This window comes from Herbiconiux aconitum (assembly GCF_024979235.1).
GTDB classification, from domain to species: domain Bacteria; phylum Actinomycetota; class Actinomycetes; order Actinomycetales; family Microbacteriaceae; genus Herbiconiux; species Herbiconiux aconitum.
The window spans coordinates 254991-268858 of sequence record NZ_JANLCM010000001.1 but is presented as its reverse complement, the minus strand read 5'-3'; the positions used below and the strand labels follow the sequence as shown (position 1 = coordinate 268858).

Annotated in this window: 12 protein-coding genes; 6 read left to right on the top strand and 6 right to left on the bottom strand. The window is 68.3% G+C overall.

The window, feature by feature from the left end:
• Positions 1 to 16 precede the first annotated feature (16 nt).
• From N1027_RS01200 to N1027_RS20050, 3 genes are all read right to left on the bottom strand, one after another.
• Positions 17 to 658 (bottom strand): TetR family transcriptional regulator, encoded by a 642-nt coding sequence (locus tag N1027_RS01200; protein WP_259504219.1) that lies wholly within the window; start codon positions 656 to 658, stop codon positions 17 to 19.
• Between the two features lie 84 nt (positions 659 to 742).
• Complete coding sequence (locus tag N1027_RS01195) at positions 743 to 1498, bottom strand: COG4705 family protein (RefSeq protein WP_259504216.1); 756 nt, start codon at positions 1496 to 1498, stop codon at positions 743 to 745.
• 136 nt (positions 1499 to 1634) lie between these two features.
• On the bottom strand, positions 1635 to 5366 hold the full coding sequence (locus N1027_RS20050; RefSeq protein WP_259504213.1) for a cell wall-binding repeat-containing protein: 3732 nt from the start codon (positions 5364 to 5366) through the stop codon (positions 1635 to 1637).
• A gap of 260 nt (positions 5367 to 5626) precedes the next feature.
• On the opposite strand from N1027_RS20050, the gene N1027_RS01185 reads away from it, so the two are divergent.
• Together N1027_RS01185 and N1027_RS01180 are read left to right on the top strand one after the other, a co-directional pair.
• Positions 5627 to 6844, top strand: a complete 1218-nt coding sequence (locus N1027_RS01185) for a sensor histidine kinase (RefSeq protein WP_259504212.1) — start codon at positions 5627 to 5629, stop codon at positions 6842 to 6844.
• Positions 6841 to 8019, top strand: a complete 1179-nt coding sequence (locus tag N1027_RS01180) for a hypothetical protein (RefSeq protein ID WP_259504210.1) — start codon at positions 6841 to 6843, stop codon at positions 8017 to 8019. Before N1027_RS01185 ends, N1027_RS01180 begins: the two co-directional genes overlap by 4 nt.
• On the opposite strand, the gene N1027_RS01175 is transcribed toward N1027_RS01180, so the two are convergent.
• Entirely contained in the window at positions 7998 to 8870 is an 873-nt protein-coding gene (locus N1027_RS01175) for a TetR/AcrR family transcriptional regulator (RefSeq protein ID WP_259504207.1), read from the bottom strand. The genes N1027_RS01180 and N1027_RS01175 overlap by 22 nt on opposite strands.
• A gap of 192 nt (positions 8871 to 9062) precedes the next feature.
• Between N1027_RS01175 and N1027_RS01170 the strand changes: the two genes are divergently transcribed.
• Both N1027_RS01170 and N1027_RS01165 read left to right on the top strand, forming a co-directional pair.
• Positions 9063 to 9866: a hypothetical protein gene (locus N1027_RS01170; RefSeq protein ID WP_259504201.1), complete on the top strand. Its 804-nt coding sequence runs from the start codon at positions 9063 to 9065 to the stop codon at positions 9864 to 9866.
• On the top strand, positions 9863 to 10810 hold the full coding sequence (locus tag N1027_RS01165; protein WP_259504199.1) for a ThiF family adenylyltransferase: 948 nt from the start codon (positions 9863 to 9865) through the stop codon (positions 10808 to 10810). Before N1027_RS01170 ends, N1027_RS01165 begins: the two co-directional genes overlap by 4 nt.
• An 18-nt stretch (positions 10811 to 10828) precedes the next feature.
• Here N1027_RS01165 and N1027_RS01160 read toward each other — a convergent pair whose 3' ends face one another.
• On the bottom strand, positions 10829 to 11071 hold the full coding sequence (locus N1027_RS01160) for a hypothetical protein (RefSeq protein WP_259504198.1): 243 nt from the start codon (positions 11069 to 11071) through the stop codon (positions 10829 to 10831).
• A 285-nt stretch (positions 11072 to 11356) separates the two neighbouring features.
• Between N1027_RS01160 and N1027_RS01155 the strand changes: the two genes are divergently transcribed.
• Positions 11357 to 11743 (top strand): VOC family protein, encoded by a 387-nt coding sequence (locus tag N1027_RS01155; RefSeq protein WP_259504197.1) that lies wholly within the window; start codon positions 11357 to 11359, stop codon positions 11741 to 11743.
• Positions 11744 to 11784: 41 nt separating this feature from the next.
• On the opposite strand, the gene N1027_RS01150 is transcribed toward N1027_RS01155, so the two are convergent.
• Complete coding sequence (locus N1027_RS01150; protein ID WP_259504195.1) at positions 11785 to 12624, bottom strand: class I SAM-dependent methyltransferase; 840 nt, start codon at positions 12622 to 12624, stop codon at positions 11785 to 11787.
• Between the two features lie 77 nt (positions 12625 to 12701).
• On the opposite strand from N1027_RS01150, the gene N1027_RS01145 reads away from it, so the two are divergent.
• Entirely contained in the window at positions 12702 to 13760 is a 1059-nt protein-coding gene (locus tag N1027_RS01145) for an Rv2578c family radical SAM protein (RefSeq protein ID WP_259504192.1), read from the top strand.
• The last annotated feature ends 108 nt before the right edge of the window (positions 13761 to 13868 follow it).

Sequence of the window (13868 nt, the reverse complement as noted above, 5' to 3'; positions counted from 1 at the left end):
CGGGGTCGGGTAGCGGCTACTCCAGCACCGAGCGGGTCGCCGCGAGCGCGCCCTCGGCGTCGGTGGCACCCGCGCCGGCGAGCAGGGCGCGCCACAGCGCGCGCAGCGCCGCCTCGGTGTCGACCGGCTGCACACCGTGGTTCTCGGCCTCGAACAGCCCGAGGCCCGCGGTGAGAATCATCCCGCCCACCGAAGCCGCCGACGACGCGCCGCCGTCAGGCAGCTGCCCGAGCCGCACCGCGTCTTCGACGTCGGCCGTGCTCAGATCGCGCCAGCGGAACGGCGGCTCGGCGATGTCGACACCACTCGACCCGCGCTCGAGCAGCAGACGGATGGCAGCACGCCCCTGCGGGTCGGCACGCGCATCCAACGCCACCGTCAAGATGAAGCTCAGCAGCCGGGGCAACCCCGCCGGCACCGAGCGATCGACCGACGCACGGAACGCCGCCCAGCGCTCATAGTGCTGCGAGACGATCGCGCTCGCGATCTCCTGCTTCGACCGGAACTGGTGGTAGCCGAGCGCCGACTTCGGCTTGCCCATCGCCGCAGCGATGCTCGTGAACGTCGCACCCGCATAGCCGTGCGCCGCGAACTCGGTGGCCGCGGCTGCCATGATCTGCGCGCGGGTCTCCGCCTTCTGTTCCTGACGGATCGACACCACTCCAGCGTACCGCGACCCCCGGACGGGGGCCGTGCACAGAGAAGTGCGGGTGGCACCTGGGGCGCCACTGCCTGCCTGCTCTCAGCGCCACCGGTGACGGACAGGGCTGCGACTCAACGCGATAACACACAGAGTGATGGCAGCGGCGAGCACCAGACTGACGAGCCCCGTGCCGATCCCGACACCGCCGCGCTCTGGTGCCACTCCGAACCAGTCGGCGAAGGATGCTCCCACCGGCCGGGTCAGCACGTAAGCGATCCAAAACGCGACTACTCCGTTCAGGCGGAAGAAGCGATATCCGACGGCCGGCACCGCGATGGCTGCGGTGAACAGCACTCCAGATCCGAAGTAGCCGAGACCGAGCACGGTGGCAGTCAGGTCGCCGGCGGCCGTGCCGAGCGCGAAACTCGTGAGCACGGTGGCCCAGTAGAAGATCTCCCGGCGCGTACTGTCGATCCGATGGATCGACAGTGTTCGCTCCGTCAGGTACCAGGCGCTGAACACGACGGCTAGTGCGGCCGCGAACGCACCGGTCGAGATGGCGTACGGGATGTCGAACTGCACGTGCGCCACATCGGCGGACATCGTGCCGAACACACTGACCATCACCACGGTCAGCCAGTAGACCCACGGAACATACCGGCGGCTTTGGAACTGCAGGGCGAACACTGCCACCAGAGCCACGAACGCGACGGCGACCCCGACTACCGGGTCGATCGTGGTCACGATGAAATCGGATGTGGTCTCACCCATACCCGTCGTCAGGATCTTGGTCGCCCAGAACAACGCCGTGATCTCAGGAACCTTATTCGCGATGATGGCGACCGGTTGGCGCACACGTCCTCCTTCGTGATTCCACGGCGATGGGGCTGACAATATCGTTATGGTTTGAGAAGAACCGGCCAGGGTCAGAAAAGACAAAGTCCCGCCCCACCGCGCGAGCGATGGGGCGGGACAGTTCATGCGACTGGCGTCAAGCGGCCGCGCAAGCGGTGAGTGACTCCACCGCCGTCGACAGCGAGTTCTCGCCACCCAGCAGCGTCACACGGGTTGCCCCGAGCGAAGTGATCTGCGCCAGCGTCTCCGCGGGGATGCAGGTGCCGGGCACCGTGAACAGCGGGCCACCGACCTTCGGCGCCAGAGCAGACCCGGCGAGGGCGTCGGGGAAGTTCGCCCCGGTCGCCAGCAGCACGCGGTCGGCACTGGTGAAGAAGTGCGCGTTGATGGCCTGCGACGCGGCGTAGCGGTCGGCACCTCCGAGTCGCACCGTGGCGGTGATCGCCTCGGCGTCGGCCTGGATGCCGGGCGAGACCGAAGCCTCGCCACCGGCGATCGCGATCTCCTTCACCCCGAGGTCGGTCAGCAGCTTGGTCGTGGCGGCATCGAGACCAGAGGCCTCACCGTCGACCAGGATGACCGGACCCTGGGCACCGATCGCGGCACCCGCCGAGAGCGCATCCGGGAAGTTCCGTCCGGTGGCGAGCACAGCCGTGGTCGCACCCTTCGGGAAGGCCGCCGCAGCCACCGCGAGCGAGGCCGCGAACCGGTCGGCGCCACCGAGGCGGCTGACCGACGCAATCGCACCAAGCTGCTTCTCCACAGCCTTGCTCACGCTGGCCGTGCCACCGACGATCACGATCGACGTCGGCTTGAGCCGCTCGATCTCAGCCTTCACCCCAGCCGGCAGTGTGTCGGCCGTGGTGAGCAGCACCGGCGCATCGGCAACGGCCGCCGCGGGTGCCGCGGAGAGCGCATCCGGGAACACGGCGCCCGAGGCGACGTAGACCGTCTTCGCTCCGTCGGGGAACCCGTCCTTCGACGTGTTCACCGCGACCTCGTAGCGGTCGGCGCCACCGATGCGGTCGACGGCCGGTCCGACGGTCACCGGCGTGGCAGCCGTGAAGCGCGAACCGGCGCCCGTGGCAGTGAAGGTGCTGGTTCCGAACGGGGTGTCGGCCGGAACCGTCACCTCGAACGAGACCGTTCCGTCGGTGCTGACGACCGTTCCCACGGTGGCCGCTCCGAGCGTGAGGGAGACGGATTCGCCGGTGCGGAACCCGCTGCCCGTCACCGTCACCGTGTCGCCGCGGTTGAGCGACGCCGACGACGACGTGAGCGAGCCCGGAGTCGAGAGCGCGAGCGCCTCGGCACAGGCATCGCCCTGCGCACCGACCTCGGGAGCCGAGGGCAGTGAGGTTCCGTCGCGTGCAACCACGCCGTCGTCTTCACGAACGACGATCTTGCCGAACGAGTCACCGATCGTGGCGCCGCCCTGGGTGTCGGACGCGTTCGTGATGAACGACGCCGTCGCGCTGGTCGAGGTGGCCGAGTCGCCCTGCACGGGCACGGTCACCGTCTTGCAGACCTCACCCGGAGCGAACTCCACCTTCTGCATCGCCGACAGCACCTTGCCGCTCGACGACGACGGGATCGCGCTCACGAACACCGTCGCGGCCTCCTCGGCCGGCCGGGACAGAACGACCGGAACGTCGACCGAGCCGACTCCCGCTCCTTCTTCTACCGCGACATCCGGAATCGACACGACCGGACGGGTGGAGATGGTCGGCGTTCCGAGCGTCGGAGCGTTGAACAGGCTCAGGTCGGAGAGCAGCACGCCACCCGCGGCCCGGGGAGCGGTGAACCGCACCTGCTGGATGTCGGTGAGGTCGACGCCCGTGAAGGCGGAGACCGGCACCGCGATCTGCTGCAGCAGCACCTTGCGCAGCGGGTTCGTGGAACCCGGCAGCACGTTCAGTGCGTCACCGAACTGCGAAGCGGTGACGGATGCGCTTCCGCCCGATCCGTCGACGACGGTCACGGTGAGGTCGGTGCTGCCACCGATCGGCACCGAGTCATCCGGCGACACCCGGAACGACAGCGACTCGGAGCCCGAGAAGTCCGCCGCCGCAGCAGGCACCGGCACGCGGAGCTCGCCGGCAGCCGCGGAGGGCGAAGCCGGAGCGGTGTAGGTGAAGTGCAGCGACGGAGCCGAGGGCACCGAGGTGGCGCGGCCGTTGCCGTAGATGGCGCTGGTGAATCCGTAATCCGGAGCCTGCGCGAACTGCAGCGCGGTGACGCAGTACGGCTGGGTCGCCGGCACGTCGAGCGGGCTCATGCTCTCGCAGTTCTGGTAGGTGCCCGCCCCGACGGCCTGGATGGCGGTGTCGGGGGTGTCGAAGTTCGCGATGTCGACGCGGTCGGATGTGGGCAGTGTGGCCGAGACGCGCACGTCGGCACGACCGGCCGAGGCAGGCTCGGCGTCGGAGCCGTCGAACATCGGCATGAACTGCTGGTCGCCACCGAGGGTGAGACGGAAGAAGCCGGCCATGTAGGCGTTGCCGAAGGCGTACTGCTCATCAGCGGTGAGCCGGCTGGGAGCGGATGCGCCACAGGTCGGGTCGGTCTGGTTGCGATCCATGATCGACCAGTCGTCACTGGTGGCGACCGGGTACTTGTCCGGCGTCCACGCGGTGTTGAAGTAGTTGTGGTTGCCGCCCATTACGAGCACGGAGGAACGCAGCACGTCGTCGCCGTAGGCGTGACGCGAGTCGTCGATGTACTTCTGGCCCATCTGGTCTTCGACGTCGCCGTCGCAGTAGGGCAGAACCATCGCCGTGGGAACATCCGGAAGCGTCATGCGCGAGTAGTCGGTGGGAGCCATACCCAGAACGGCCTTGATGCCGAACGGCTCGCCCTGCTGGATGTTGAGCAGAGCGGCGCGCACGACGCCCTCGCCACCACGCGAGTGGCCCATGAGGCCCACGTTGTTCAGGTCGAGTCGGCCCTTCAGCGCTGCGGGGAGGCCGACGGACTGGCCGTCGTTCGCCTCCCGGAGGAGCGTCAGGTGGTCCATCACCAGTTGCGCGCGGGCTGCGGCACCGGTGTCATCGGCGAGCGAGCCGTCGAGGGCGTTGATCGCGTTGGCCGAGATCGACACTACGGCATAGCCCTGCGACGCGAGGATCTGCGCTGCGTCGTTGTAGCCGAGGTAGCTCTCGACATCGACCTGGCCTTCGTAACCGGTCGACTCGTCAGCCGGGTAGCAGGGCCAGGCGCGGGCGACCGCCCCCGACGGGATGGCGCCGGCGCACGAGGTGTGCCGACCGTGCAGGAACACCACGACCGGGCGCTCACCGGGGGCGCCGATCGGCATCCACACGGCGGCGCGGATCTCGCCCTTGCGGCCGAAGTCGCGGATGTCCTCCGCCTCATCGCCCAGGTTGTAGTCGTCGCGCTCGACCTCGTACTGCCCCGGGGTCGAGGGGTCTTCGGCGAGGGTGGGTGCATCCGGCTTCGCCAGCGGCACCTGGTCGGTCAGGGAGTGCAGCTCGGAGCTGTCGACCGGCGCCTCGATCGTGGGGTCGCCTGCGCCCGACCAGCCCTGGTCGACCTCGGTCGCGGTGGCGACCTCAGGGTCGGTGGTGGTGAGGGAGAGGGTGAGGCCGTCGAGCGACTGGGTCGCGATGCCGAGCTCGACGCCGTCGGCCCAGAGGGTGGGGGCGTCGCTCCGGATGTCGATCGGGGCCGCGAGGGTCTTCGTGACCTCGTAGCCGCCGGGAACCTCGACGACCGACCAGTCGTCGCCGGAAGCGACGGGGCCGGATGCGGTGGCCGTGGTGGTGGCACTGGTCGCACCGGCAGCGAAGGCCGGCGCGCTGAGAAAGACGGGAGTTGCTGCGACGAAGAGTGCTGTGGCGACGGCCACATTCCTCCACGCTCTTGCTGATCTGGACAAGATGCTCCTGGTTCGAGAGAAGGACGGTATCGCTCACGGGCGTTTCTCTCGCCGTGCGTCCATCGCACCGGCGGGAGAGCCTGAACCCGCCGGTGGGCCGAGCCCAAGATATAAGGGGAGATGCTCGCGATCGGCCGGGGAAACATGATCGCAACAGACTGTTTACCAGACGAGCGTCTGGGGAGTTTCGGACGCCGTGTCGTGCGAGACTCGGGGGAGATCGTTGGGGGGTGCCGATGACACTGGGGATGCCGCGCGAGGCGAGCGCACGCAGCGTCGTGCTCGCCATCTCGAGCGCGTCGCTGGCGCTCGGATCGAGCGCGCTCGCCATCGCTGCAGTACTGGTGGTGCTGCGCACCATCAACTCGCCGACCCACGAAGCCTGGCTCGCCTTGGTGTTCCTGGTGCCGATCGTGGTCGCCATGGCGGTGCGCCACCGCCGCGACGACCTCCGCGTCACGATCGCCTACCTCGCGGTCGCCGCGGTCAGCATCGGTTTCTACTCGTCGATCCTCATCAACGCGGCACCGGACGCGATCGTCGAATCCCCGTTTATCCTCTCCCTCCCGCAGATCGCGGTGGTCTACACGGTCGCGCCCCGCGTGCTCGGCCTGCAATCGCTCGTGCTGATCTGCACCGCCTACCTCCTCGGCCAGCTCGCGGTGTACGCGGCGGCGATGAACGCCGGCCACCTGCCGTCGTTCGACTACCTCACGGCCGCTTGCACCGCCGTCGTGGTCGTCATCTCGGCCGCCGATCTTCTGCTGCGGCACCGGACGGCGAGCGATCACCGCGCCGTAGCGCGCGCACGGCACGAGGCGGACGCCATGCACTACCAGCAGGAACTCGAATCGCAGGTCGTCGCCCTCTTCCACGACACCGTGCTGAGCGAGCTGACCGTGCTCTCGCACCAACCGCCCGGGCCACTCGGCGACGCGCAGCGCTCGGCGATCCAGCGCGACCTGGCGCTCATCGCCGAAGGCTCGTGGTGGCCCGACGACGCCTCCGCCCCCGGAGCTGCCACCTCGCGAGCGGGTGAACTGCCGGCCGGCCTGGCCGACGTCGTGGCGACGAGCCACGCCGAAGGCCTCGCCGTCGACGTCGACGGCGACATCGCCTCCCTGCATCGCTTCACCCCCGCGGTCGCAGCTGCCCTCGCCCTCGCTCTGCGCCAGACTCTCGTGAACGTTCGGCAGCACTCGGGCGTCGACCGCGCCGAGATCGTGGTCGACGGCGAAGCGGATGCGGTGGTCGTGATGATCGCCGACGCCGGCCGCGGCTTCGACCCGGCCGCGGTGCCGCCCGACCGCTTCGGGGTCTCGCAATCGATCCAGGGCCGCATCCGAGACGCCGGCGGGCAGACCCAGCTCTGGACCTCGCCCGGCAACGGCACCGCCTACATGTTCACGCTGCCGGTGGCACCCGAACACGCGTGGGAGCCGGGATGATCGGCTTCATCGCCTGGCGGGGGGTACCGCAGAGACTCGATCCGATCATCGCCCGGTCGATCTATCCCTTGGTCGGCGCCGCGGCGGTCGGGTCGCTCATCTACGCCATTCTCCGCACGCTCGCCGGAGCCGACGAGATCCGCGACCCCGTCTTCGCCGGTCTGGCGATCGTGTTCGTGGTGATCGCCGCCGTGCTCGTGGTCGTGGAAACCGAACCGGTGCGCACGCCGGTGCGCTTCGCGGGCCTCGTCGTCACCGTGCTGTCGGCGGTGCTCGCGAGCGTGTCGTCGAGCATCAGCACCTGGGGCACGTCGAACGTGATCTGGGACAACTGGGGTCCGCTCGTGACGGGCGTCGTCATCCTCGCGTTCGCGGAGTTCCGGCCGGGTCGCGACCTCGCCCTGGTCACGGCGCTGAGTGCGGTCGTCGTCGGCGCCACCGCAGCTCTCGAGACCCTGGCGATGCCGGCGATCGCCTCTCCGCTCACCTCGGCCGTGATCGCGAGCACGCCGGTGGTGCTGTTCGGGGTGGGCGCCTCGGTGTTCTCCTACCGGGTGAGCCTGCTGCTCTCGCGTGCGGCGGAATCCGCCGTGCGGGAGCAGACCGGACTGAGCCGCCGGGTGCGTATCCGGCTGCGTGAACTGCTGCGCGACTCGGGTCGGCAGGCGCTGTCGGTGGAGGTCGTGCCCTTTCTCGAGAGCGTGCTCGCCCGAGGCGAGGTGACCGAGGCCGACGTGGCAGAGGCGCGTCGCATCTCAGCCGTGCTGCGCTCCGTGATCATCACCGAAATGGGGCTGCCCTGGCTCCGGCGACTCGAGCGCGCGCATCCCGACGACCTTCGCGTCGACGACCCCGACGACCTGGCCGAGGGCTTCGCGATGGAGCAGAAGGTCGCGCTGCGGGCCGTGATCACGGCACTGATCGAGGTGCACACCACGTCGACGCGCTCGCCGGTGGAGGTGCGGCTGCGCGAGGTGGGCACGCATCGGAGCATCCTGTTGCGGGCGCCCTATGCGGGCGGCGAATCAGGCGTACGCATCCGTTTCGGCGCATCCATCACCGTCATGAACGCCGTGTTCGGTCGTTCCACCGTCACGGTCGACGACGGCGAGCTCCGGATGCTCTTCGCCTACGAACCGAGAAGCCCCGCGACTCAGTCGTCGAGGATCTCGTAATCGCGGCTGCGCGGCTGCACCACGGGCATCTCGTCGATGCCGGAGCTCAGTCGTGCGATCGCGGCCTCCGCGTCGTAGGCCGGGTCGGGCACGATGAACGCCATGATGATGGCGTGGTAGGAGATCGCGGCGAGCGACACCTCAGCCGGGCGGCCCTCGTTGTCGACGTTGTAGCGGCCCTCCACCAGGTCGGGGATGGTGGTGCGGGCGATGCCGAGGCCCTCGATGATGGCGGCGGCGGCCACCACGAGAGGGCGGTAGTCGTCGTTCAGGTCGGGGCGGAGGCGGTAGCCGACCGCGGGAACGATGTTGCGGTAGAACACCTCCATCTGGTCGAGGAAGGCGAGTTCGCTGTTGCGGAGCGCCTCGATGATGCGCTCACGCACGCGGGAGTCGGGGTAGGAGAGCGCGGTGGAGGAGAGCGCGACGTAGGTGCGCCACTGGATGGAGGACGTCACCGACTCGAAGTTCTGCTCGGCGGCGAGCCCGGTCACATCCACGAGGATGCGGCGGCGGCCCTCTTCGGTGCGCAGCTCGTCGGCGCGGAAGCCGAGGTACTCCCAGGTGGCCACGAGGGACTCCTCGTCGGCGCGACCGGGCGAGACCTGGTTCGCGACCTCGCTGAGGAGCTCTTCGAAGAACGCCTCCTTCGACTCCCAGATGCGGTAGACGGAGCTGCGGGGAACACCGGCCTCTTTGATCAGATCATCCATGAGCAGATGCTCGAAACCGACGGTGAGCCCGTTGGCCTGGACCAGGGACATCGCGGTGTCGAGAAGCTTCGCGCGCACCTCGTCTTTCGGCACGCGCGTGCGGCCCGCTCCGGACTTCGTCCAGCTGTTCTCAGACATGATTGCCCCTCTCAGCACCATTTTGAGACATAATGTCCCAAGTTGCAAACGACTTGCCGCGCTTCTATGCTCGGGACATCGGCAGCGTGCTTCGCGCGGACACGCCGGGCGGCCACCCACCCCCTGAAGACGGAGGATTCGAAGTGCTCCGGACGACGACTGTCGAGAAGGCGATATCGCGAAAGTTGAGCGGTGTCACGAATTGATCGCTCCGTAAGCAACGCGGCGGTCATTCCGGTCATCGCGGGTTCCCCCGCGTTCATCGTCGAGCCTGAGGCTCGACTGGCCACAGGCATCATCGGCGTCAACGGCGTCGCGCTCCCCGGTTTCGAAGACGTCTATCGGCAGCATTTCGAGTTCCGACGACGAGTCTACGTGGAACAGACGGGTCAGCTCGATCCATCCGACCTCTCCGCCGACGGAACCGACCGCGACGACGACGACGCCCGATCCATCACCTTCGCCGTTCTCGAGAACGCGCCTGAAGGGGTGCGAATCGTCGGAGTCGCCCGCACCATCATCAAAGGAGCCGACGGCGAGAACCGTCCGCTGCCGGTGGAAGACTTCTGCCCCGAGCTGTTCGCCGACGATCCGCTGGCCCTCGGATGCGTCGAGGTCTCCCGGGTGATCGCCCGGCACGAGCGGGTGGCGATGCAGGAGCTCATCCAATGGCATCTGTTCGCCCTGATGTCCGCCTACTTCTCTTCGCACCACGTGGGCCGCACCTTCGCCATCATCGAACCGTGGCTCGAACGCCACCTCGCGGGCGTGCTCGCCATCTCGCGCATCGGTGAGCCCCGCTACATCGAGCACTACCTCGACTACAACCTTCCGGTCGAGTTCGACCTCGCCGGCTCGGCAGCCCGCATCACCGAGCGCAACGCCACCATCCTCGGCACCCTCGCGGCGGCCGACGGCGCGCTGGAGTACTTCGGTCGCGTCTCGCGGGCCCAACGGGCGGCGGCCGTCGTCGACGCCGTGCCCGAAAGCGGATGAAGTCGCTCGACTCGCCCGAGTTCGCGCGGAACTACGGCTTCTGGAGCGAGGCGGAGCAGCAAGCCCTCCTCTCATCACGAGTCGCCATCGCCGGAGTCGGGGGAGTCGGCTTCCAGGTGGGCACCAAGCTCGCCCGGATGGGTGTGGCGAGCTTCAGCATCGCCGACCCCGAAGACTTCGAGCCGCAGAACGCCAACCGGGTGCCCGGCGCGACCACGGCGACCTACGGCCGGTCGAAGGCGGAGGTGTTCCGCGAGCAGGTGCGGGAGATCAACCCGGCCGCGGTGGTGCACGTCTACCGCGACGGCGTGACGATGGAGAACGTGGGGGAGTTCCTCGACGGCGCCGCGCTGGTGTTCGACGAGTCGGAGACCACGCATCCGGAGATCGGAACCACGATCGCCCGCCACGCGCGAAGCCTCGGAATTCCCGACGTGCTGGTGGTGAACGTCGGGTTCGCAGCTCAGGTCACGTCGTTCCACCCGAGCAGCCGCTGGACCTTCGAGCGCTTCATGGGTCTGCCCCAGAACGCGTCGCTCGAGGAGATCGCGGCGTCGAAGGTCGACTACTCGCGGTTCCTGCCGTACATCCCCGCCTACAGCGATCTGCGGGGCCTGGTGGCGATGACGACGGATGCGCCCGACGGCTCGGCCGTGTCGCTCCCGTCGATCGCGCCGGGCGTCGACCTCGCCAGCGCGATCGGCACGACGCAGGCGTTCCTGCACCTCACGGCGGGCGTCTCGAACCGCCGGCGGCAGCCGATCTGGGCGCCGCGGCTGGCCTACCTCGATGCCTACGCCTTCCGGGGCCGCATCGTGCGGGCGGGGCGGATGACGCACCTCAGGCACGTGGTGGTCGCCGCCGTGCGCGACCGCCTCGGTCGCAATCCGCAGGGCAGCTACACGCACGCCGACATCGCCCGGCGTGGACCGGGCGACACCTGACGCACGTGCTGCGCCGGTTCAGACCGCAACGCGCATGATCGGCCCGGTCGCATCGGCCGGGGTGTAGCGCTCGATCGCGTCTTCGGGGGTCTCGAAAGGCCCCGACCACGCGAACCGGTCATGTCGATGGGTGAGTTTCATGAACCATCCGTCTTTCAAGAGATAGACGGTGGCGAGCGGCGCACTGGTCTCCGGATTCTGGCCCGCGCGGCCGAGAGTGGCGATGGTGCCTGTCTTTCGAAGGATCACGATCTCGTTCACGTTTTCGAGAGTATCCGGCGCAGGTTAGCGGCGTGTTACGAGCAGAATACGAATCGTGCGCATTGTCGGCGACGACTGACGATCACGTCCCGCAAGCTTTGCGCAACCCTCGTTCGCCGATCGCTTCTACGGTGTAATGTGAGGCCAACGGGGACGTCGAGCGCGGGTCTGGTTCATGGCCGTAAGGGTAACGGCACTACATGGCAGGCTCGTTGATGTCTCCTTGCGGGATGAGAGTATCGGGTCCTCTCATCCCGCTAAATTTTTTCGTGCTTGAATCGGTGCGTGAAACTGAACCGGGTGCACCACATCGCCGTCATCGCCACCGACTACGAGCGATCGAAGGCCTTCTACCTCGACGTGCTCGGCTGCACCCTGCTGAGCGAGGTCTACCGCTCCGAACGGGATTCCTGGATGGGTGATCTGGCGCTGAACGGCGAGTACCTGATCGAGTTGTTCTCCTTTCCCTCCCCGCCGCCGCGGCCCACCGGGCCCGAAGCGACGGGGCTCCGGCACCTGGCGTTCGAGGTCGATTCGGTGGCCGAAGCGCGTGAGGAGCTCCTTCGCAAGGGCGTGCCGTGCGAAGAGCTCCGCACCGATCCGCACACCGGCAAGGCGATGATGTTCTTCACCGACCCCGACGGGCAGCCGCTCGAGCTCTACGAGGCGTAGGGGGCACTCGGGGCACCCCCGCCGCCCGGTCGCCGCTCGTGTCAGGGCAGGGCGCAGCGGTGCAGGGTCGAGGCGCCGAGGATGAACACGTCACGCCGAAAGTCGATGCCGTCGGGGTTCGACCGGTTGAGCAGCCACTCCAGGGTGTCGACGTCTTCGTCGACCAGATACCGTCGCGTCGGGCCGGTCAGCAACCGGAGGAGGGTGCTGCGGATGTGCGCCCGGGCGTCGTCGGCGACCGGCGCCGGGATGTCCCAGACGAAGCTCGTCGTCTCCTCCACCACGAGGCCCGCCTTCTCGAGCACCACGTTCCAGCCGAAGCGGGAGGCGACCGGATGATCGAGCTCGGCCCGCATGCCGGCGTAACGGATGGCCTGCGCCGTGACCAGGCGGTACATCAGCCCCGGTGTGCCCCGGCCGAGTTCGAACGGGAGGTAGTGCGGCGCCAGCCCGCCCTCGCCGACGATCAACCGGCCGCCGGGTGCCAGCCGGGCAGCGAGTCGGCGGATGGCGTCGATCTGGTCGGGCAGGTGCCGCACCATCTGACGGGTGACGACGAGATCGAAGGGACCGGACTGGCTGTCCGGGTCGAGGACGTTGCCGTGCTCGATCAGCACGCGGTCGCCGAGTGCGAGCGTGGTGACCAGCGAACGCGCGGCGTCGAGCGATTCGTCGTCGTGATCGGCCGCCACGATGTGTGCGGTCGGGGCGACATCGGCCAGGTAGGGGAGGAATCCGCCGGGCCCGCAACCGATATCGAGGATGGTGGAATGCGGCTCCGGCGCGATCCACTCGGCCATCGCGGAGTACTGGGCGGCCGACAGGCGGTCGGCAGCCTGGATCTGCGCCACCCAACCGCTGTCGTTCCGCACGATGACCACCGCCTCTCTAGACGTGTGACTACATTGTCGCTCTAACTCGACTTGACCAATATTCGAATCTATGTTCGAATCTTCTCATGCGCTGGAACGGACAAACCCTCGACACCGAAGCGCCGTCGACCCTCCCCGGGCTGGCGCGGCTCAACAATCTGGTGCGTTCGGTGCAGACGCCGGAGTTCGCCGGCATCACTTTCCACGAAGTGCTCGCCAAAAGCGCGCTCAACCACGTCTCCGGAGCGAGCAAGGTCATGCCCTTCGCCTGGACCATCAATCCCTATCGCGGCTGCTCGCACGCCTGCGTCTACTGCTTCGCCCGCCCCACCCACAGCTACCTCGAGCTCGACGCCGGCAACGACTTCGACCAGCAGATCATCGTGAAGGTGAACGTGGGCGAGGTGCTCGCCCGGGAGGTGGCGCGCAAATCGTGGGAGCATCCGTCGGTCGCGCTCGGCACCAACACCGATCCCTACCAGCGCGCCGAGGGGCGGTACGCCTTGATGCCCTCCATCATCGAGGCGCTCGCGGGGTCGGGCACGCCGTTCTCCATCCTCACCAAGGGTTCGCTGCTGCGGCGCGACCTCCCGCTCATCGCCTCGGCCGCCGAGGTGGTGCCGGTGAGCATCGCGATGTCGATCGCGGTCTACGACGACGCGTTGCAGCAGTCGATCGAACCGGGCACCCCGAGCACCAAGGCGCGGCTGGCTACCGTCACCGCGGTGCGGGAGAAGGGCCTCGAGTGCCAGGTCTTCCTGATGCCGATCCTGCCGCTGCTCACCGATTCGGTGGAGCACCTCGACCGGGCGCTCGGCCAGGTGGCCGAGTCCGGGGCGTCGAGCATCGTCTACTCGGCGCTGCATCTGAAGCCCGGGGTGAAGGAGTGGTTCATGGCGTGGCTCAGCCGTGAGCATCCGGAGCTCGTGTCGGCCTACGCCCGCATCTACGCCAAAGGAACGTATGCGCCGAAGGAGTATCGCGAGTGGCTGTCGGCCCGGATGCGGCCGCTGGTGCGCAAACACGGACTCGATCGCGGCCGGCCCTCGGGCGTCACCGGGGGAGTTGCGCCGCCCGGGCGGCTCGATCGGCCGCCAGGGCCGAGCTTCGGGCCGGTGGGCGACAGCCAGCCGATGCTGTTCTGACTGCGGAGCGGTGTCGGCAGGGAAATCGGCAGAGAAGAAGGGGTGACCGGCCGCGGGATGGGGAACCTAGCGGCCGGTCAGTCGACCGATCGCGAGGATGGGGAATCT